16 protein-coding genes are annotated in these 20,730 nt (G+C 34.0%); 12 read left to right on the top strand and 4 right to left on the bottom strand.

The genetic code is table 11. The features are described from left to right. The first annotated feature begins 75 nt into the window (after positions 1 to 75). From porU to IMCC3317_RS09920, 7 genes are all read left to right on the top strand, one after another. Positions 76 to 3,951 (top strand): type IX secretion system sortase PorU, encoded by a 3,876-nt coding sequence (gene porU / locus IMCC3317_RS09950; protein WP_160129364.1) that lies wholly within the window; start codon positions 76 to 78, stop codon positions 3,949 to 3,951. 32 nt (positions 3,952 to 3,983) lie between these two features. Beyond that, on the top strand, positions 3,984 to 5,225 hold the full coding sequence (gene porV / locus IMCC3317_RS09945; RefSeq protein WP_160129363.1) for a type IX secretion system outer membrane channel protein PorV: 1,242 nt from the start codon (positions 3,984 to 3,986) through the stop codon (positions 5,223 to 5,225). Between the two features lie 454 nt (positions 5,226 to 5,679). After that, on the top strand, positions 5,680 to 6,162 hold the full coding sequence (gene cdd, locus IMCC3317_RS09940; protein ID WP_160129362.1) for a cytidine deaminase: 483 nt from the start codon (positions 5,680 to 5,682) through the stop codon (positions 6,160 to 6,162). Positions 6,163 to 6,824: 662 nt separating this feature from the next. Next, positions 6,825 to 7,823 (top strand): pyruvate dehydrogenase (acetyl-transferring) E1 component subunit alpha, encoded by a 999-nt coding sequence (gene pdhA / locus IMCC3317_RS09935; protein WP_160129361.1) that lies wholly within the window; start codon positions 6,825 to 6,827, stop codon positions 7,821 to 7,823. Positions 7,824 to 7,826: 3 nt separating this feature from the next. Then, complete coding sequence (locus tag IMCC3317_RS09930; RefSeq protein WP_160129360.1) at positions 7,827 to 9,530, top strand: pyruvate dehydrogenase complex dihydrolipoamide acetyltransferase; 1,704 nt, start codon at positions 7,827 to 7,829, stop codon at positions 9,528 to 9,530. Between the two features lie 190 nt (positions 9,531 to 9,720). Then, entirely contained in the window at positions 9,721 to 10,671 is a 951-nt protein-coding gene (locus IMCC3317_RS09925; protein ID WP_160129359.1) for a M28 family metallopeptidase, read from the top strand. 329 nt (positions 10,672 to 11,000) lie between these two features. Further along, entirely contained in the window at positions 11,001 to 11,681 is a 681-nt protein-coding gene (locus IMCC3317_RS09920) for an SDR family NAD(P)-dependent oxidoreductase (RefSeq protein WP_160129358.1), read from the top strand. Between the two features lie 11 nt (positions 11,682 to 11,692). Here IMCC3317_RS09920 and IMCC3317_RS09915 read toward each other — a convergent pair whose 3' ends face one another. The 3 genes from IMCC3317_RS09915 to IMCC3317_RS09905 all read right to left on the bottom strand — a co-directional run bounded on the left by IMCC3317_RS09915 (position 11,693) and on the right by IMCC3317_RS09905 (position 14,143). Continuing rightward, the gene (locus tag IMCC3317_RS09915; protein ID WP_160129357.1) at positions 11,693 to 11,992 is read right to left on the bottom strand and encodes a type II toxin-antitoxin system RelE/ParE family toxin; all 300 of its coding nucleotides are present in this window, start codon (positions 11,990 to 11,992) and stop codon (positions 11,693 to 11,695) included. Then, positions 11,989 to 12,231, bottom strand: coding sequence for a type II toxin-antitoxin system ParD family antitoxin (locus IMCC3317_RS09910; RefSeq protein WP_160129356.1), 243 nt, complete (start codon positions 12,229 to 12,231; stop codon positions 11,989 to 11,991). The genes IMCC3317_RS09915 and IMCC3317_RS09910 overlap by 4 nt, the downstream gene beginning before the upstream one ends. Positions 12,232 to 12,400: 169 nt before the next feature. Continuing rightward, complete coding sequence (locus tag IMCC3317_RS09905) at positions 12,401 to 14,143, bottom strand: NACHT domain-containing protein (RefSeq protein ID WP_160129355.1); 1,743 nt, start codon at positions 14,141 to 14,143, stop codon at positions 12,401 to 12,403. 624 nt (positions 14,144 to 14,767) lie between these two features. Between IMCC3317_RS09905 and IMCC3317_RS09900 the strand changes: the two genes are divergently transcribed. The 3 genes from IMCC3317_RS09900 (at position 14,768) to IMCC3317_RS09890 (ending at position 17,333) form a co-directional block, all read left to right on the top strand. Continuing rightward, positions 14,768 to 15,295 carry a methyltransferase domain-containing protein gene (locus tag IMCC3317_RS09900; RefSeq protein WP_160129354.1) on the top strand — a complete coding sequence of 176 codons (528 nt, stop codon included), beginning with the start codon at positions 14,768 to 14,770 and terminating at the stop codon, positions 15,293 to 15,295. 3 nt (positions 15,296 to 15,298) lie between these two features. Next, positions 15,299 to 16,165: a glycosyltransferase gene (locus tag IMCC3317_RS09895; RefSeq protein ID WP_160129353.1), complete on the top strand. Its 867-nt coding sequence runs from the start codon at positions 15,299 to 15,301 to the stop codon at positions 16,163 to 16,165. Between the two features lie 421 nt (positions 16,166 to 16,586). Further along, positions 16,587 to 17,333, top strand: a complete 747-nt coding sequence (locus tag IMCC3317_RS09890; protein WP_160129352.1) for a LytR/AlgR family response regulator transcription factor — start codon at positions 16,587 to 16,589, stop codon at positions 17,331 to 17,333. Between the two features lie 3 nt (positions 17,334 to 17,336). Here IMCC3317_RS09890 and pafA read toward each other — a convergent pair whose 3' ends face one another. Further along, positions 17,337 to 19,016, bottom strand: a complete 1,680-nt coding sequence (gene pafA / locus IMCC3317_RS09885) for an alkaline phosphatase PafA (protein WP_160129351.1) — start codon at positions 19,014 to 19,016, stop codon at positions 17,337 to 17,339. 161 nt (positions 19,017 to 19,177) lie between these two features. Between pafA and IMCC3317_RS09880 the strand changes: the two genes are divergently transcribed. Both IMCC3317_RS09880 and IMCC3317_RS09875 read left to right on the top strand, forming a co-directional pair. Beyond that, entirely contained in the window at positions 19,178 to 19,918 is a 741-nt protein-coding gene (locus tag IMCC3317_RS09880; RefSeq protein WP_160129350.1) for an MlaE family ABC transporter permease, read from the top strand. Continuing rightward, complete coding sequence (locus IMCC3317_RS09875) at positions 19,915 to 20,685, top strand: ABC transporter ATP-binding protein (protein WP_160129349.1); 771 nt, start codon at positions 19,915 to 19,917, stop codon at positions 20,683 to 20,685. Before IMCC3317_RS09880 ends, IMCC3317_RS09875 begins: the two co-directional genes overlap by 4 nt. Positions 20,686 to 20,730 lie beyond the last annotated feature (45 nt).

Raw genomic sequence — 20,730 nt, 5'->3', positions numbered from 1 at the left:
TTCTTAATTTTGTTTTTTTGATAAAATAGCTAAAACATTGAATACTATTTCGATTCATTTACCGTTAAATATGCAATGAAAAAAAAACTTACTTTCCTTATAGGTATCCTTTTTATAAGTGCTCAAGCTCAAAATAAGCACTTTGATTTAGTGTGGAATGATACACCAGCTCAGTTTTCTAACGAAAGTTCAACGATTACGTTGCCTACATTTACCAAAGAATATTTTGTGTATAATGACAATGCTACTATTAGTTTTATAGCACAATGGAGTGATGATCGGAGCGTAAATAAAAATTCAATTCGGATTGAAAATGTTGCATATGGAACTATGTCTAATCAGAATTTAGGCGCAATTGACAAACGAAAATTGCCAACAACTATCAAATTTCAAATTTCAAATTCTAGTGCCAGAGGTGAAAATGCACATGTGTTAATTGTTTCTCCATTAATTAATGAGAACGGAATTGTTAAGAAAGTGCTCAGTTTTGATGTGAGTTATAATTTTCTTGCCAGAAGACCGAATTCTGTATTCAAAAATAGCGAAGCGGTTACTAATTCCGTATTAGCAAGTGGAAACTTCTATAAATTTTCTTTGGAAGAATCAGGGATTTATAGACTAAATGCGGATTTCTTAAATCAATTAGGCTTAAATACGGGAAACATCAATCCGAGAAAAATAAAAATCTATGGAAATGGCGGACGCATGATTCCACATTTGAATAGTTTAAACGAACATTTTGACGTTATTGAAAACGCGATCACAGTTGTTGGCGAAGAAGATGGACAATTTAATGCAGAAGATTATGTATTATTTTATGCTGAAGGACCAAAAAAGTGGAATTCAGATAGTCAAACACATATCAATGCGTATTCGAACAAAACATATTATTACATTACTGCGGATGGTTCGCAAGATGGAAAACGAATTGCAGAAGCAATGCAACCTACAGGAACTCCAGATGTAACAATAACGCAATTTGATGACTATCAATTTCATGAATTAGACAATGCTAATATTGTAAAATTAGGAAGAAGATGGTTTGGAGAAATATTTAATATTGATACTGAACAAACATTCGATTTTACACTGCAAAACTTAGTTGCTACTGAACCTGTTAGCATCGGAATAAAGCCAGCAGCAATATCAAATGGTACAACTTCAATGTCTACATTAATAAATGGACAACCAGCTGAAGACACAAATGGACAATCGATATTTAACTTTAGTTTTTCGCCAATAAATGCTTCTTCATACGCTACACAACACATCAGTTCAGGATTGCCGCCAGAAAGACAAGGATTAATAGAAGAAGAAGTAACGGTAAGTTCTGAAAATTTAAGCATTACGCTCAACTATCAAAATAATGGTGTTGCAGGTTCTGTAGGATATTTAGATTACATCACAGTCGCATCAACACGAACGTTGACAGGAGTTGATGAGCAATTTAAGTTTCGTTATAACGATGCAGGAAGTATATTGGGAATTGGCGAATTTGTCATTTCTAATGCTTCTAATATTGCGCAAGTTTGGGACGTAACAGACATATGGAATGTAAAAAAAGTGACCAATGATGCAAGTGCGAATACCTTTTCTTTTGCAGCTTCTATGGGCGAAATCAGAGAATATATTGCGTTAGATACAACTGTATTTCTAACGCCAACGCTAGAGCCAAATAGTTTAGTTGTAAATCAAGACTTAAAAGGAACCATTTTCGCAACTGGAGATGTTGAATACATTATCATCTCGCCAGAAGCTTTTGTCACACAAGCGGAACGTTTAGCTGATTTTCACAGAAATAACTCAGGAATGATTGTAAAAGTGGTAACGCTAAAAAGCATTTACGCTGAGTTCAACACAGGAAATCCTGATATTGGAGCCATTCGTAACTTTCTAAAATATGTATATGACAATGCAAGCACTGATGAAAATAAGATAAAATATGTTTGTATGTTTGGTGACGCTTCTTATGATTACAAAGATAGAATAGAAGGAAACACCAACATTGTTCCTGTATATCATGCCTATGATAGTTTTAACTTGACAAGAGGTTATATGACAGACGATTTTTATGGAATGATGGATGAAGAAGAAGGAACAATGTTCATTACTGATCGTTTAGATATTGCTTTTGGAAGAATGCTTATTTTGGATGCGAATCAAGCAAAAAAAATGGTTGATAAAACACTTTCCTATTACGCTAAAGAATCGTACGGAAGATGGAGAAATACAGTAACTATTATTTCAGATGATGCTCAAAACAATTCTGACAAAGACTTAGAAGTCGATTTAGATGCTTTAGGAAATACCATCGCGCAAAACAAACCATTTATCAATATAACTAAAATTCATGCAGATGCGTATGTACAAGAATCGTCAGCTGCAGGTGAGCGTTATCCGGAAGTAAAAGAAGCTATAAAAGATAACATCGCATTAGGTTCATTAGTGGTGAATTACTTTGGACATGGTGGAGAAGATGGATTATCTGGAGAACGAATATTCGAAAAAGGAGATTCACAAGAATTGACCAACGAATGTAGGCTTCCATTATTTATCACAATTACTTGTGAATACACTCGATTTGACAATCCGCTGCGGCAAACAGCAGGAGAATTCATGTTTTGGAATGAAAATGGCGGCGCAGTTTCATTACTAACTACCACGCGACAAATATTTCAAAACGTAGGTGTAAGTATCAATCAATTACTTGCCAGGTATTTATTCTCGTATGGTTCTAACGAATATTTGCCAATATCAGAAGCGTTACGCCAAACAAAAACATTAGTAACTACAAGTAACAAAAGAACGGTATTTTACATTGGAGATCCTGCATTAAAACTGGCAATTCCGAAACCAAGAGTAAACCTAACGGCAATAAACGATGTGCCAATTACACAACCAACAGATACGCTAAAAGCACTCAGCAAAGTAAAAATGGCAGGAAACATTACTGACGAATTTGGAAATCTGCTCAACACATACAACGGAACTGTATTCTCAGCAATCTATGACAAAAAAATTCAGCGTCAAACCTTAGCAAATGACTTTCCATTTGTATTAGACTTTGAAACATTGGGCGAAATCATATTCAGAGGAAAAGCAGCAGTAGTTGACGGAAATTTCGAATTTGAATTTGTAGTGCCAAGAGACATCACAATTCCAGTAGGAAACGGTAGAATCAGTTTCTATGCAGAAAAAAACGATATTTTAGAAGATCATACAGGATTCAACGAAAGTTTCAAAGTTGGAGAACTCAATGAAAATGCACCAATTGACAATGAAGGTCCGCTCGTAAACTTATTCATGAATGATGAAAGTTTTGTTTCTGGTGGAATTACGAACGAATCACCATTTCTACTAGCCAAACTATCAGATGATAACGGAATCAATACTGCAAGTGGAATTGGACATGATATTATAGCAATACTTGATGGAGATGAAGTCAATCCGTTTGTCTTAAACGATTATTACGAAACAGAATTAAACGATTACACAAAAGGAATTGTAAAATTTCCATTGCGCGATTTAGAAGAAGGAACACATACATTATTACTAAAAGCGTGGGACGTATATAACAATTCGGCAACGACCGAAATACAATTTACAGTATTCAACGAAAACAACTCGCTGACCATTAACAATGTATTAAACTATCCAAATCCTTTTGTGAGCTACACAGAATTTTGGTTCAATCATAACAGTTCTAGCGAACTTGACATCATGGTACAAGTATTTACAATTTCTGGAAAAGTTGTACGCACACTTATTGGGAAGTCAAATGCTGGAGCTAGTAGTAAGAATTCCAGTTCGTTATCAAGAGATATTGTGTGGGACGGGAAAGATGATTTCGGAGATAAATTAGCAAAAGGTGTCTATGTATACAAGATTACCGTGAAATCTGCGTTAACTAATCAGAAAGCTGAAAAATTTGAAAAACTTGTAATACTATAAATAAAAACTATATTTGTTAAAATTTTAACTGAATGAAGAAGATACTTTTATCCATATTGTGTATAATCCCATTAGGAATGTTTGCACAAACAACGGTTGTAAATCCAAATGACACAAGAGTAATCACAACAGGAGTTCCTTTCCTACTCATCACGCCAGATGCAAGAGCAGCAGGTATGGGAGAATTGGGAGTTGCAACATCGCCAGATACATATTCGCAACAATGGAATCCTGCAAAATATGCTTTTGTAAAAGATCAAATTGGAATTGGAATCAGTTACACGCCATACTTAAGTGACTTAGTAAATGACATATTTCTAGGAAATCTTACGTTTTACAACAGAATAAGTGAAAGAAGTGCTTGGTCTGCAAGTATCAAATACTTTAGTTTAGGTGAAATAGAAATCATCACACAACAACAAGCGGACATAGGAAACTTTACACCATTAATTGAAAGACCAAACGAATTGGCTATTGATGCATCATATGCGTTGCGATTAAGCGATCAATTCGCGATGTCGGTTACAGGTCGTTTCTTGCGTTCTGATTTAAAATTACAATCGCAACCAGATACAGAAGCGAACGCTGCAAGCACATTTGCAGTTGACATTGCTGGGTACTATCAATCAGAAGAAGTAGCGTATGACAACTTCAACGGACGTTGGAGAGGTGGATTCAACATTTCAAACTTAGGTCCAAAATTAAAATATGACGACTTAGGTCAAGAAAACTTCTTACCAACGAATTTAAAACTTGGTGGTGGATTTGACTTTATCTTTGATGAATACAACAAATTGGCAGTAAGTGTTGAAGTAAACAAACTATTAGTTCCAACACCTCCAAAACTCGGATTTGTAGATACGAACGACGATGGAAATCAAGATTCGGATGATCCAAACACGCCAAACGTAGATGAAAATGAACCAACAATCATTGTTGCTGGACAAGATGACGAAGTAGGTTTCGTATCGGGAATCTTTCAATCATTTGGTGATGCACCAGATGGTTTCAGTGAAGAACTAAAAGAATTTACATATGCAATAGGAGCAGAATACTGGTACCAAGATTCATTCGCGTTACGTTTAGGATACTTCAACGAAAGTGAAATCAAAGGAGCTAGAAAATTCTTTACGCTTGGAGCAGGATTCAAATACAGCGCAGTTAAAATTGACGTTTCATATTTATTCTCTGCATCAAAAGTAAAAAACCCATTAGAAAACACCTTACGTTTCTCATTAACATTCAACTTAGGAGAAACATACGACGAATTATAAAATTCAAAATAAATAGATTACTAAAACCTTTCAGGGCAACTTGAGAGGTTTTTTGTTTACATGGAAATTAGTATTGAGCTATTAGAATTGAGATGCTTGGCGTAAATAACGGACATAAGTTAAAAGTTAAAAGTTAAGAGTTAAAAGTTAAAAGTGAAAAGTTAAGAGTTAAGAGTTAAAAGTTAAAAGAACAAATGCTAATTAGGTAAGTTTCTAACGAATAACGAAAAAACAAATCAAAAAAAAATTAGAATTGAGTTATTAGAATTGAGTATTGAGAATTAAGTAGTGAGAAAACAAATCAACGAAAAACAAATACACAAACAAGCAATCGAGCATAAGCGAGATCACCCAAAACCCAAAACCAAAACACACCGTTTCATAAATAATCATTATATTTCTAAGCTATTTTGATTTGAGCAAGAAATCAGTCAAGCAGAAAACAAAAATTCACATGCAGGAAATAAAAATTACGACGACACTAACGTGTTATGACAACATAGAGGAACTTCCTCAAAACATACAAAAACTCATGGAAAGTGCGGTAACAGCACGAAAAAAGGCATATGCTCCGTATTCTAAATTTAGAGTTGGCGCGGCATTACTTTTAGAAAATGGAGTGGTGGTTTCTGGAAACAATCAGGAAAATGCGGCATATCCTTCGGGTTTATGCGCGGAACGTGTTGCTATCTATCACGCTGGCGCAGAATATCCAGGTGTTAAAATACTGCAAATTGCTATTACGGCAACTTCGGACAATCATATCAACAAAACACCAATTCCTCCATGTGGATCGTGCAGACAAGCCATTGCGGAATACGAAATGCGTCAAGATGCAGACATTGAAATCTACTTTATGGGCGGCGAAGGAAAAATCATGAAATCAAATTCATTGAAAGATTTATTACCGTTGATTTTTGATAAGTCATATTTGTAAAAGCGTATAATTCTCTCAATTAAACGTCAGTAACTTAAAATTTATAAGTTTTTTAATTTATATTTATTGATTCTTGATAGTAAGTGAATATGCGCTCTGTTATTGTAGTTCTTATTTCATGAAAATAATCAATAGAAAATGAATCTATAAAAAAATCAACAAATTATGGAATGGATAATACTTTCAACTTTAGCTTTTTTAATACTATTTTTATTCACAAACAGAAAACAATCAGGTAATTTCATATTGGCTAGTTTCTTTGGAGTTTTTGGAATCGTATTATTTTTCTTGAAAAAGAAAAAAAGAATACGAAACCATAGAAAATGAAAAAATGGCAGCGTTCAAAAAGAAATATAATTTAAAGAACTAACATTTCATATTCAATGCTACTTTTAAAGTAAACTCAATGATTAAATCTTCAAAATTGAGTCTAAATCCATTTAAAAATAATCTTTCCTTTTCAAAATAACGTCTTCTAAATCGTTTTCGACATAATTATTCATGTTAAAACATAGATAAATGACCTTTACATTTTTCCACTTCTTTTTAAAATAGTATTTTTGTTATTCGTTTTATTGAAAAAACAAACAACAGGAAGTTTATAAACCCTTAAATGGAATTGTTACTTTTTTAAAATAACAAAGCCAACCAATTTGAACTAAATGGAAAAGATCACTAAAGAAATATACCTCAAATGGTATGAGGAGATGTTATTCTGGAGAAAATTTGAAGACAAACTAGCCGCTGTATACATTCAGCAAAAAGTACGTGGATTTCTTCACTTATACAATGGTCAAGAGGCTGTTTTGGCAGGATCATTACATGCAATGGATTTATCGAAAGATAAAATGATTACTGCATACAGAAATCACGTGCAGCCAATTGGAATGGGCGTTGATCCTAAAAAAGTAATGGCAGAATTGTATGGAAAAGCAACAGGAACCTCACAAGGACTTGGTGGATCTATGCACATATTTGCACCAAAACAAGGATTTTACGGTGGACACGGAATTGTTGGTGGACAAATTCCTTTAGGAGCTGGATTGGCTTTTGCTGACAAATACTTCAAAAGAAATGCAGTCACACTTTGTTATATGGGAGATGGCGCAGTACGTCAAGGATCATTACACGAAACTTTCAACATGGCAATGAACTGGAAACTTCCCGTAGTATTCATCTGTGAAAACAATGGATACGCCATGGGAACTTCTGTCGAAAGAACGGCAAACCATACAGATATTTGGAAACTTGGTTTAGGATACGAAATGCCTTGTGGACCCGTTGACGGAATGAATCCTGAGAAAGTAGCAGAAGCAGTAAGCGAAGCTGTAGAAAGAGCAAGACGCGGTGACGGACCCACATTTTTAGAAATGAAAACATACCGTTACAGAGGTCACTCAATGTCAGATGCACAACATTACAGAACAAAAGACGAAGTAGCAGAATACAAAAAAATAGATCCTATTACACAAGTAAAGGAAACATTATTAGAAAATAAATACGCTACGGAAAGTGAAATAGAGGCAATGGATAAGCGAGTAAAGAAATTGGTAAAAGAATGTGAGAAATTCGCAGAAGATTCTCCATATCCAGAAAAAAGCCTCATGTATGACGCAGTATACGAACAAGAAGATTATCCATTTTTACCTCATAAACTATAAAACATGGCAGAAATTATAAACATGCCGAGACTCAGCGACACGATGGAAGAAGGTGTTGTAGCTTCATGGTTAAAAAAAGTAGGTGATAAAATTGTAGAAGGTGACATTCTTGCTGAGATTGAAACTGACAAAGCAACGATGGAGTTTGAATCTTTCCATGAAGGAACACTTTTATACATTGGTGTGCAAGAAGGAGAAACAGCACCAGTTGATACTTTATTAGCTATTATTGGTGACGAAGGAGAAGATGTAGATGCATTGGTAAAAGGTGCTTCGGGAGAAAAGAAAGAAACTAAAGAAGAAACTTCGGAAAATAAATCTGAAGAGAAAACAAAAACTTCTGAAACGAAAACTGAAGAAGCTCCAAAAGCGGAAGCTTCTAAAAGTGTTGAAATGCCAGCAGGCGCAATTGTGGTAACCATGCCAAGATTGAGCGATACGATGGAAGAAGGAACTGTAGCTTCTTGGTTAAAAGAAGTTGGAGATACGATTGAAGAAGGAGACATTCTTGCAGAGATTGAAACAGACAAAGCAACGATGGAGTTTGAATCTTTCCAAGAAGGAACACTATTATACATTGGTGTTCAAGAAGGAGAAACTGCACCAGTTGATAGCATTTTAGCTATTATTGGTGAAAAAGGAACGGATGTTGATACTGTATTAAAAGCGGCAAAATCTAGTGGAAAGTCAAATTCAGCGAAAGCGGAAACCACAACTTCAGAAGACAAGAAAAACGATTCAAAACCAGCAGAGGAAAAGCAAATAGAAGAAAAAACGGAAACGTCAAAAGCTTCTGGGAACGCTTCTTCAGATGGTAGAATCATTGCTTCGCCATTGGCAAAGAAAATTGCGGAAGACAAAGGAATTAATCTTTCGGAAGTAGAAGGAACAGGCGATCACGGACGAATTATAAAACGTGACATCGAAAACTTCACACCAGCGGCAAAAGTAGCTCCAAAAGCAACTTCAGCTCCAGCAGCAGCAAAAGAAACGGCAGTAGTAGCTCCTTTTGTACCAGCAGGAGAAGAAAGCAGCGAAGAAGTGAAAAACTCGCAAATGCGTAAAACCATTGCGCGTCGTTTAGGAGAATCTAAATTTACGGCACCACATTATTACCTTACGGTAGAATTGGACATGGACAACGCAATTGCTTCCCGAAAAACAATCAACGCAATTCCAGATATCAAAGTATCATTCAATGATATGATTGTAAAAGCCTGCGCGATGGCATTACGCAAACATCCGCAAGTAAATACATCTTGGAATGACGCAACAACAACATATAACAAACACATTCACGTAGGTGTCGCAGTGGCAGTTGACGAAGGATTGTTAGTGCCTGTATTGAAATTTGCAGACCAAATGAGTTTAACAACTATTGGAAGTCAAGTGCGAGATTTAGCAGGAAAAGCGAGAAGCAAAAAGATTTCTCCGGCAGAAATGGACGGAAGTACATTTACGATTTCGAACTTAGGAATGTTTGGAATCTTGGAATTCACTTCGATCATAAATCAGCCAAACTCAGCCATTTTATCAATTGGAACTATTGTAGAAAAACCAGTAGTGAAAAACGGTGAAATTGTCGTAGGAAACACAATGAAAGTAACATTAGCGTGCGATCACAGAACTGTGGACGGCGCAACAGGCGCACAATTTCTGCAAACTGTAAAACAGTATATAGAAAATCCTGTGACCATGTTAGCATAAACATATATTACAATATCAAGAGGTTGTCTAAAAAGTTGAAAATTTCGTCAAACCGAACTTGATTCGGTTTCCCATAATCATTGAAAATCAAGATGATGAGGTTCTGAATCAAGTTCAGAATGACGCTTTCTAATATTTTTCAGACAACCTTTTTTGGTTTCAACTCATCATCAATCAAAAAAATAAATCTATGAAACATTTAAAAAATATCCTTGGAATCTGCCTCGTGTCTTTATTTATAACTTCTTGCGGAACAAAAGAAATTGTAATCCAAGCACAAGAAGTAGACGATATTGTCACGTATTTAGCTTCTGACGAATTACTAGGAAGAGATACAGGAAGCGACGGAATTGATAAAGCGGCGACGTATATTGAAAATTACTTTAAGGAAAATAACGTGAAGCCTTATTTTGATAGCTATCGCGATAGTTTTACGGTACAAGGAAAAAATGCGTTCAATGTGATTGGATATATTGAAGGAACTGATCCGAAGTTAAAAAATGAATTTGTCATTATTGGCGCGCATTACGATCACATCGGATTTGCCAAACCAGTAGGAAACGATAGTATTGCAAACGGAGCAAATGATAATGCGGCTGGCGTTGGAACCGTTTTGACGATGGCAAAATACTTCGCGAAAACTAAAAGTAACAAAAGAAGCATCTTATTTACGTTATTCTCTGCGGAAGAAAAAGGCTTGTTAGGTTCAAAACACTTAGCAGAAACTTTAAAAGCGAAAAATATAGATTTGTATTTAATGTTGAATTATGAAATGGTTGGCGTTCCTTTGGTAGGTAAAGATTACACAGCATATGTAACAGGATTTGATAAGTCAAATTTGGCGGAGAAAATGAACGAATACGCAGGAAAGAAGATTGCAGGATTCTTGCCAAAAGCAGGCGAATACAGATTGTTTATGCGATCGGATAACTATGCATTTTTCAAAGAATTTAATGTGCCTTGTCAATCATTTTCAACGTTTGATTTCACAAACTTTGATCATTATCATAAAGTAGGAGACGAATCGGATGCAATGGATTTCAATCATATGGCGAAATTTGTAAATACGTTTCTTCCAGCGGTTAAAAAAGCTGTAAATGCAGAAACTAAGGAGATTAGATTGAATGCGGATACTGAATAAATTTGTTGATTTGTTGATTTGTTGATTTGTCAATTTGGTAATTTGAAGATGGCGTTTTGTAACTGATTTTTGTTTTTTTTAGTAAAGAACATTGAGCAGAGTCGAAATGTGATTTGAAGATTTGTCAATTTGAAGATGAAACTCAGAAATTATCAATTGCAATTGTGTTACACAGAGTGTTATTAAAATGTAATTTATATTCTAGAAGCCGTCAATTCGAGTGATTTTTTGTCAAATTGACGCAGTCGAAATTGACAAAAAATTGTATCGAGAATAACTTCTAATCTAAAATTTTAATTCACTAACGAATTAAACAAAATATATATAAGATGAAAAACATCATCATTACAGGAACAAGTAGAGGAATCGGTTTTGAAATGGTACATCTATTTGCAAATGCAGGGTATAATGTGTTGGCACTTTCTAGAAATGAAAAGCCAATTTCAAACCTAACTTTTGAAAATATAACGTCACTTGCGTTCGATTTAAGCAAGCCAGAAGATTATGCAAAAGTAACGGAGTTTGTAGAAGAAAACTGGGAACAAGTGGATGTGGTGATTCACAATGCAGGCGCGTTACTCAACAAACCTTTTGCAGAAACTACGATGGAAGATTTCGAGTGGATTTATAAAGTAAATGTGTTTGGTGTTGCCGAATTGAGCAGAGTGTTGATTCCGTATATGAAACAAGGAAGTCACGTAGTAACGATTAGTTCAATGGGCGGAATTCAAGGAAGCATGAAATTCCCAGGATTAGCGGCATACAGTTCGTCTAAAGGCGCTGTAATTACGTTGGTAGAATTGCTAGCCGAGGAACACAAAGACGCAGGAATCGCGTTTAATGTATTAGCTTTAGGCGCAGTACAAACCGAAATGCTAGCAGAAGCTTTTCCAGGGTATGAAGCACCATTAACAGCCTTAGAAATGGCGCAATATATTTATGATTTTTCGTTGAATGGGAATACCTTTTATAATGGGAAGATTTTGCAGGTTTCTAGTAGTACGCCTTAGAGTTGTAGCTGTTATTTCAATCGTTTTTTAATGTCCATTCTTTGATGTAGAACTCTAACAATTTCAACAATGTCATCGTCAGTTTTCTTATAAAAGATGAGATGTGATTTAACTTTGGTTACACGGTAATTTTTTCGGGTTTGTGTTGCAGATTTCCCAATGGAAAAATTATCAGCAATAAATGTAATCTCTTCGATGATTAAGCTGTAATATCTATCTGCTTGCTTTTTTGACCATTTATGTAAAGTGTGCATCCAAATAGCATTCAAATCATTAATTGCTTGTTTACTTATTCGGTAGTTGTTGTTCATAAGTATTGGCGATGTAAATTTTTCAAGTTTTCTGTTGGATCAAAGTCGTCAACGAATCCGCTTTGCTCACCAATTTCAAGAGCTTTGATAAGCTCTCTTTCTTTCTTTTCTTCACTTTCTAATAATCGTAAAGCAGACCGAATAACTTCGCTGACTGAGCTATAACGTCCAGATTTCAATTCATCGTTAATAAATTCTTCAAAATGATTTCCCAATGATATTGATGTGTTTTTCCCCATTTTGATTATAAGTTTACTCAAATATACCAAATCTTGGTAACTCAGACAAATTACAAATATTTTACTTTTGTGAAATGGATTCTGAAACGGGAAGGTGTTGCAGGTTTTTAGTAGTATGCCTTAGGGTTTTTTCAAATGCTTAATATTAATTTAAAAATATTAACTAACACTATTTAATCATTCCTATTATTTCAGAATCACTGTTTTGTTCTTGAGTCAAGTAATTAGCAAGTTTTTCTCCTTGATTTTTCATTGTAGGAATGAATGTTTTTAGGAATGGTTTCAAGTGATTCTTAGCTATATCCTTTCTGATTTCTTCACCGAGTATTTCATCATCTTTCTCAGATAATTCTCCAAACTTTACCATGTGACTTTGTCTTTTCGCATGAAATTTTTTATTCATTTTTTTATCCAGAATCATAAGTTCGGCTGAATTTAATATATAATTGAAGGCATAATAAACGGCTTTTATTTTAACAAAATCCGATATTATCAAATCATAATTTAGTGTTTCCAAATATTCTATTGTATCGAAAGAATTTATAAATGGTAATATAGCATACTGAATGACTTTTTTTTCATCAATCTCAGCTAAAAGAATATAGAAATGCTCACGACTAGATCTATTGAATACATTTTTTTTATTTACTATACCAGAAACTATTTTTTTGTATACATTTTTCTTGTTTTTATCGTCTAGTTTAGAAATGTAAGTAGCTGCAAAATACTCTTGCAATGAACGATGTGGAAAGGTATAATCTACACCTTCTCTATTTAGAATTCCAATTGCAACTTGTAAGTCGGTTATAATTTTTGAGTTATCAAATTTTAAATTATTTTTTTTTGATTTTATAAACTCCAGCTTATTTGTAATATAGTTATTTGGAAAAATAAATTTTTCTTCAAAAAAAGATAAAAAAGAAAATAGTTGGAGGACTTCTTCAAATTGCTCTTTTGATAATCCACATATTTTTTCTCTAACGAATGCAAGTTTCGATACACTATCGTGAAGGGAATATAAGGTGTCAAATACTTGATCATAAAAGTCACTTCTCTTTTGTGGAATATCAGAGTATGATTGAAATGTAAGAATAAACATCGATAATAAAAGTGGATTACTTAGATATGCTTGATATGATTCATTTTCACGTTTACTTATTGTTTCAATAATTTTTTCTGTTAATTCATTTTCTTGAACTGGTATTTGTTTTTTTACAAAAGAAGCAATTTCATCTTCCTGCAATTCGGAAACCATGTAGTTCTCAAATAAAGGTAATGTTTCAATATGGGTATGAGGTCTCGATGTTAAAACATAATTATTTTTCGGATACTTTGTTACAAAGGAGTCAATATCTTTTGTAGTCTTTTCTTTGATTTTAGAACTAATTTCATCGTATCCATCTAGAAAAAAAATGAATTGTCCAACACATAGCATCCGATCAATAATAGTATTTGAAAACCCTAACTTTTGAAATTGAAAAATCTCATTAAATATATAATCATTTAATCTTCCATCGTACTCGTTAAGGTAGCGCAATTCTATCTTTATTGGAATTTTGTATTTTTCTTCAAAACAGTTTGTAAATAAGTACTTAATCATTGTACTTTTTCCACTGCCTGCATTTCCAATTAATGTAATATAATTTCTATTCTTAAATAAGTTAGTTGTAGAGTTTGTAGGGATTCGTTTTGAGCTATTAGGTTTACAGATATAGAGCGGTTCATAAAATTCACGCAAAGGCTTTGGTGTTGAGCGATGTAGAATAGTTTTAGACCAATAATTTCTTTTATATTCTTCAACTTGGTATTCAAGTAATCTATTCGAAAAGGTTTGTGTTAACTCATCTCCAATTAGCCCAAATAATTTATCTAATGGTTTTTTGAAAATTTCACTAATTTCTGCTGTATTCATGGATGTTGAATTTGTAATAACTAGTATCAGATAAAGTTATCTCTTTAATTTACAGCTAAAAGTAAAACAAAACTCACACATACACAATGAGGTTTCCCGTAATCCACCCAATTTCTTACCATTTTACCCATTACACTACAGGATTTACGACTTCCGTTAAGGCATATACCCCACAAAAGAACCTTTCAAAGAAGTAAAATAACACTTCGAAGTATTTCAGTGACGTTTATAAATAGTTATGTGCGAGTTTCAAGTCTTAAGTTATAGTAAATATTCGATAATTTATAGCTTCGAAGGCATTCGGTATGGGTTGAAAGTATTAAATTAATGCTTCGAAGGAGTTTTGTTACGCTCATAAATAGTCTTTCAAGGGTTATAATCTTTAAAACATCGCAAATAAGCGTTAACTTAACATTTTTGAATGTGAATATGATACTTCAAAATAGTTCATCGAGGGGAAAAACTATTCGTTTAATGTTTCAAATGAGTTTCGATTGCCCAAAACCCAACATTTCGACTTCGCTCAATGCAGGCAATCTAACAATCTAACATTTCGACTTCGCTCAATGCAGGCAATCTAACGAATCTTTTACATATATTTGTAGTAAGCAACATTTTCAGTACATGAACAGTAAATTGTATCCAAATAAACGTGATCGTTATAGACTCGAGTTTTTGAAAGAAGTCATTCCTGACAATTCAAAAATTTTAGACTTAGGCGAACCAAATCCTTTTTCTGAAATCATGAAAAAAGAAGGGTACACTGTTGAAAATACAAAAGGCGAAGATTTAGATGAAGATTTCTCTTCCGTGCAAAATAGTGATGCAGAAGTAGTCACTGCTTTTGAAGTTTTTGAATACTCAGTCGCACCTTTTAACATATTAAAAGAAATAAAAGCGAAAAAAATAGTGCTCACAGTTCCCTTGCGTTTGTGGTTTGCTAGTGTGTACAGACGTAAAAATAATCAGCGAGATAGACTTTATAATGAGTTTGAAGATTGGCAATTTGATTGGCTTCTTGAAAAATCAGGTTGGGAAATCAAAAAAACTAAAAAGTGGGCAAATCCTGCGCTTCCATCAATTGCGCCACGTCCGTTGTTGCGACATTTAATTCCACGTTATTACGCTGTATATGCAGAACGCAACCCATAATTTATGAACTATTACATGGTCATTCCTGCACACAATGAAGAAGCGTTTATTCAGCAAACGCTCACTTCTATTGTGCAACAAACGTTGCTTCCAAAAAAAGTGGTGGTTGTCAATGATAACTCTTCCGATGCAACAGAACGTATTATTGACGAGTTTACAAATCAGCATGCGTTTATCACGAAAGTAAATACAAATTCGACAGACGAACATTTGCCAGGAAGCAAAGTAATCAACGCGTTTTACAAAGGTTTTGAAACACTTGATGCTGATTTTGATATCATCGTAAAATTGGACGCAGATATCATTTTACCCAACACTTATTTCGAAATAATTTGTGGTCATTTTAAAGATGATTCCACCATTGGTGTAGCTGGCGGTTTGGCGTATATTGAGAAAAACGGCACTTGGATTTATGAAACCATTGCTGATAAAAATCATGTGCGCGGACCTTTTAAAGCCTATCGAAAAGCATGTTTTGAACAAATTGGCGGCTTGCAAAAATCATTAGGTTGGGACACGGCAGATGTACTTTTAGCTCGTTTTTATAACTGGAAAGTTCATGTTGATAAAGCACTCCACGTAAAACATTTAAAACCTACTGGAAACGCTTACAAACAACAAGTTCATAACAAACATGGCGAAGTTTTCTATAAATTAGGTTATGGATTTTGGATTTCATTAATTTCATCTTTCAAAATTGCACTCAAAAAGAAAAGTTTCTCCGTTTTCATAGGATATATGAACGGTTTTTTCGCTGCAAAGAAATCAAAAATACCTAAAATGGTAACTCCTGCGCAAGCAGATTTCATTCGCACGTACAGACGAACGCAAATGCTGAATAAATTAAAACAGTTCTTCTTCATTAAATAGCATGAGTTCGACATAAAATTTCAGAGTGTTTTTTGTCTTTTCCGCAGTATAGCAGGGATTTTTCGTTAAGAATTTTCGAATCCTTGGAGAAAATTTAGAAAAATTCATGCGGTTTTAGTTTTTCCCTAAAAGAAAAACTAAAAATACCTCTGGAAAAGCGCACTTTCTTTTGTTTCGTTTTCTTTGTGCGAGCAAAGAAAACGAAAATAAAAAAAATGAAAATCAAATACTTAGCACTTATTTTGAAAATATGTTCAAAATTTCATTTGAGTAAACTTATATCGAACTAACGTTAAATAGTACGAAAATTAGCAGGTAGTACTGCTTGTTTTTACAAAAAACTACATTCTTTCATAAAATAACCGTATTTTGCTGTCATTATTACCTTTCAAAAAACCCCAATCACGCAAAAAGAAAATACATGATTAACGCAATTATCATTGAAGATGAAAAATCTTCTATGGAATATTTACAATCTATTTTAAAACGAAATCATCCAAATATTACCATTCTTGGTTGGGCAACAAACGTTGACGATGCTGTAAAGATGATAGAGGCCGAAACGCCAGATATTTTGTTTATGGACATAGAATTACTTGACGGAAGTGGTTTTGATGTATTAGATCGTTTGAAAGGAAACATGACATTTGAGGTGATTTTTACCACAGGTTTTTTAGATTACAAGGAACGCGCAATGGACTATTTTGCGTTCTATTACCTTAACAAACCGATACAAGAAGACGAGATAAAAAAAGTGCTAGATATGTATGTTTTGAAGCGTTCTGCTTTTGATATAAAAAAGTATCAGGCATTTAAAAATCAAATCAAAGCCAAAAATCAGGTTCTTACGATCATTATAAACAAAGAGTATGTTCCTATAAAAATTTCAGACATTTTATATTGTGAAGCTTCCGGAAGTTACACGTTTGTTCACACTGTTCAAGGTGATCAATTTCTCTCCGCTAAAAATCTGAAACGAATTGAAAGTTTTATCGAAGATGATTCTTTTTTCAGAGTACACCGATCGGTATTGGTCAACGCTAAACATGTGAAAGGTGTTACGATTAACGGAGCTGTTCGCATGAGTAACGATGCTGAAATCCTAATTTCTGTTCGAAATAGAAAAAAAGTACTTTCTATGTTTGAATCCTATAAAGGAACGACTTAAAAGTTAATTTTTTAATACAGCTTGTATTGGATTTCCCGTCGCTGCATTTGGAAACGAAATTTGTAATAACGCTGCAATTGTTGGTGCAATATCTGTAATTTCTGTTCGAGCTAAAGTTGCGCCTTGCTGAATTCCATTTCCATAGAATAACAACGGAACGTGTGTATCATAATTAAATCCAGAACCATGTGTTGAACCTGTGCGTCCGTACGAAATGGTGGCAATATCTAATACATAACAAACATCTCCCGAACGTTTTTGACTGAATCCTTTTTGCAATGCCGCTGCAATTCCAGTAGTAAATTCACTACTTGTCAAGGTTGTACGTGTATACACTTTTGCAACTTTATCATACGCTAACAATTTTTGTTTCAATCCATTTTCAATAGCTGTTGCTGAAAGGTTTAAACGTTTTATTTCTGTATGATTTAAAAAGATTTGGTTATTAGAAATTTCTTCAATCAATTCTTTACTTCCGTAGGTTGTGTTTAAGAAATCAATTAAATAATCTTCTAATTCTGAAGTCTTGAAATATCCAGCCGGAATCTTCATGCTTTGCAAATACGTTGGCACATGAACTGCCGCGTGATCTGCGGTTAAGAAAATAGTATAATTTCCTTTTCCAACTTGCTCATCTAATGCAGCAAACAAACGCTCAATATCTTTATCCAAACGAATATAGGTATCTTGAATTTCTTTAGAATTTACTCCAAATGTATGTCCAACATAATCTGTACTTGAGTAACTTACGGCTAAGAAATCGGTATCAGTATCTTGTCCTAATTGTTCTCCTTTAATAGCTGCGATAGCAAAATCAGTTGTTAAGCTGTTTCCATAAGCAGTTGCTTTCAAAATATCAAATCCGCCATTCTTATCTTTTAACGCTGGCAAATCATAAGGGAAAAGTGAATTCTTTTTTCCTCTAAATGTTCCTTCAAAAATGTTTCCATCAGGACCACTTTCTGTATATGTACTAATATCATACAACGTATTCCAAGGTTTCATATATTTTTCAGCTTCATCAGCAGCATTAAATTCTTGTACCCAAGTTGGCAATGTATTTAGGTAATATGTACTTGTAATCCAGTTTCCTTTATCTTTTCCATAAAACCAATATGCACCATTTGCGGCATGACCAGCGGGCAAAATAGCACCTCTATCCTTAATTGCAATTCCAATTACTTTTCCGCGTTGTTGTGTTGCCAAACGCAATTGATCTGTGATCGTTGTCGTTAGCATTCTGTGTGGCGACATTTTCCCTTCATACTTTCCTTCAACACCAACAGAAGTATAATTTTCATCTGAAGTACAATACACTTCATCTTTTATAAACTTATCATACCAATTATTTCCTATAATTCCATGATTTTCTGGCGTTGTTCCTGTGTATACGGAAGCATGACCAGGTCCGGTATACGTTGGTATATAATTATAGTGATTGTTCTTGCAATTATAACCACCATTTAGCATGCGTTTAAATCCACCTTCACTATATTTAGCGTCAAACTGTGTTAAATAATCATAGCGCATCTGATCAACTACAATACCAATCACTAATTTTGGTGATGTCGTATTTTCAGTAGTTAAATCAGCAGTTTTTGAGGTAGTTTTTATGTTTTGCTTTACAGATACACATTGTATAAAAGCGAAAGATAGGATGCTAAAAAAGATAACTTTTTTCATGTTGAGACGTACTTGTATTATTAAACTCCACTTGACTTTTCTATTTCTTAGAAAATACAAAATCAGTTCAAAAATAATTGTTTTATATCAAATACCATTTAACTAAACATTAAATCCGTAAATTATTTTATTAGGTTACCCGAATGATGTATTTTTAACCCATGATTTACCTAGAAAATATAGGACGCTATTTTTTGATGTTGAAAAGCGTATTTAGCAAAATGACCAAATGGTCAATGCTAAGAAATCTTATTTTTAAAGAGATTGATGATTTAATCATTGGTTCCATGGGAATTGTATGTTTTATATCCTTTTTCGTAGGTGGTGTTGTTGCCATTCAAACTGCCTTAAACATTAACAATCCTTTGATTCCGAAATACCTTGTTGGTTTTGCCACACGACAGTCTGTAATTTTAGAATTTGCGCCTACGTTTATTTCCATTATTATGGCAGGAAAAGTAGGTTCATTCATTACGTCTAGTATAGGAACGATGCGCGTTACAGAACAAATTGACGCGTTGGAAGTTATGGGTGTAAATTCACTCAACTATTTAGTTTTCCCTAAAATTGTTGCCTTATCCTTGTATCCATTTGTAATTACAATAGCGATGTTTTTAGGAATTCTTGGCGGTTGGTTAGCATCTATTTATGGAGGTTTTTCAACGAGTGCTGATTTTATTGAAGGATTACAGATCGAATTTATTCCATTCCATATTACCTATGCTTTTATTAAAACGTTCTTATTCGCGTTTGTATTAGCAACCATTCCTTCCTTTTACGGATATTATATGAAAGGTGGCGCATTGGAAGTTGGAAAAGCAAGTACAACGTCGTTCGTTTGGACGAGTGTTGCTATTATTTTGATAAATTACATCATCACGCAATTATTACTAACCAAATGATCGAAGTAAAAAACATACGAAAATCTTTTGATGGTGTTGAAATTTTAAAAGGAATTTCAACAACGTTTGAGAAAGGAAAAACCAACTTGATTATCGGTCAAAGTGGTTCAGGAAAAACAGTGTTTTTAAAATCGCTCATAGGTTTATTTACACCAGAAGAAGGCGATATTCTTTTTGATGGAAAAAACTATAAAGACTTATCTGATGAAGAAAAACGCGACTTGCGAACTGAAATCGGAATGGTTTTTCAAGGAAGTGCTTTGTTTGATTCTATGACCATTTCTGAAAATGTAATGTTTCCGATGCGCATGTTTTCCAATAAATCAAAAAGCGAAATGCAAGATCGTGTCGATTTTGTATTGAATCGTGTCAATTTAGTAGATGCACATCATAAATATCCTGCGGAAGCTTCTGGAGGAATGCAAAAACGTGTTGCCATTGCCAGAGCAATTGTGATGAATCCGAAGTATTTATTTTGTGATGAACCCAATTCTGGATTGGATCCAAAAACTGCCATCGTCATTGATAATTTAATCCAAGAAATTACTGACGAATACAATATTACAACGGTAATCAACACACACGATATGAATTCTGTAATGGAAATTGGTGAAAAGATTCTTTTCTTGCAAAATGGTGTCAAGGCTTGGGAAGGCACTAATAAAGAAATTTTTGTAACTGAAAACAAAGCAGTTACGGATTTTGTCTACTCTTCCGATTTATTCAAAAAAATAAGAGAAGTATATTTGAAAGAATTGGAAGGGTAAACTTTTTAAACACTGTTGTCCGACTAAAGACAAAAGACCGCTACG

This window comes from Kordia antarctica (assembly GCF_009901525.1).
Lineage (GTDB): Bacteria > Bacteroidota > Bacteroidia > Flavobacteriales > Flavobacteriaceae > Kordia > Kordia antarctica.
Note: the sequence above shows the minus strand (reverse complement) of the source record. Positions and strands in the feature narration are given on the sequence as shown.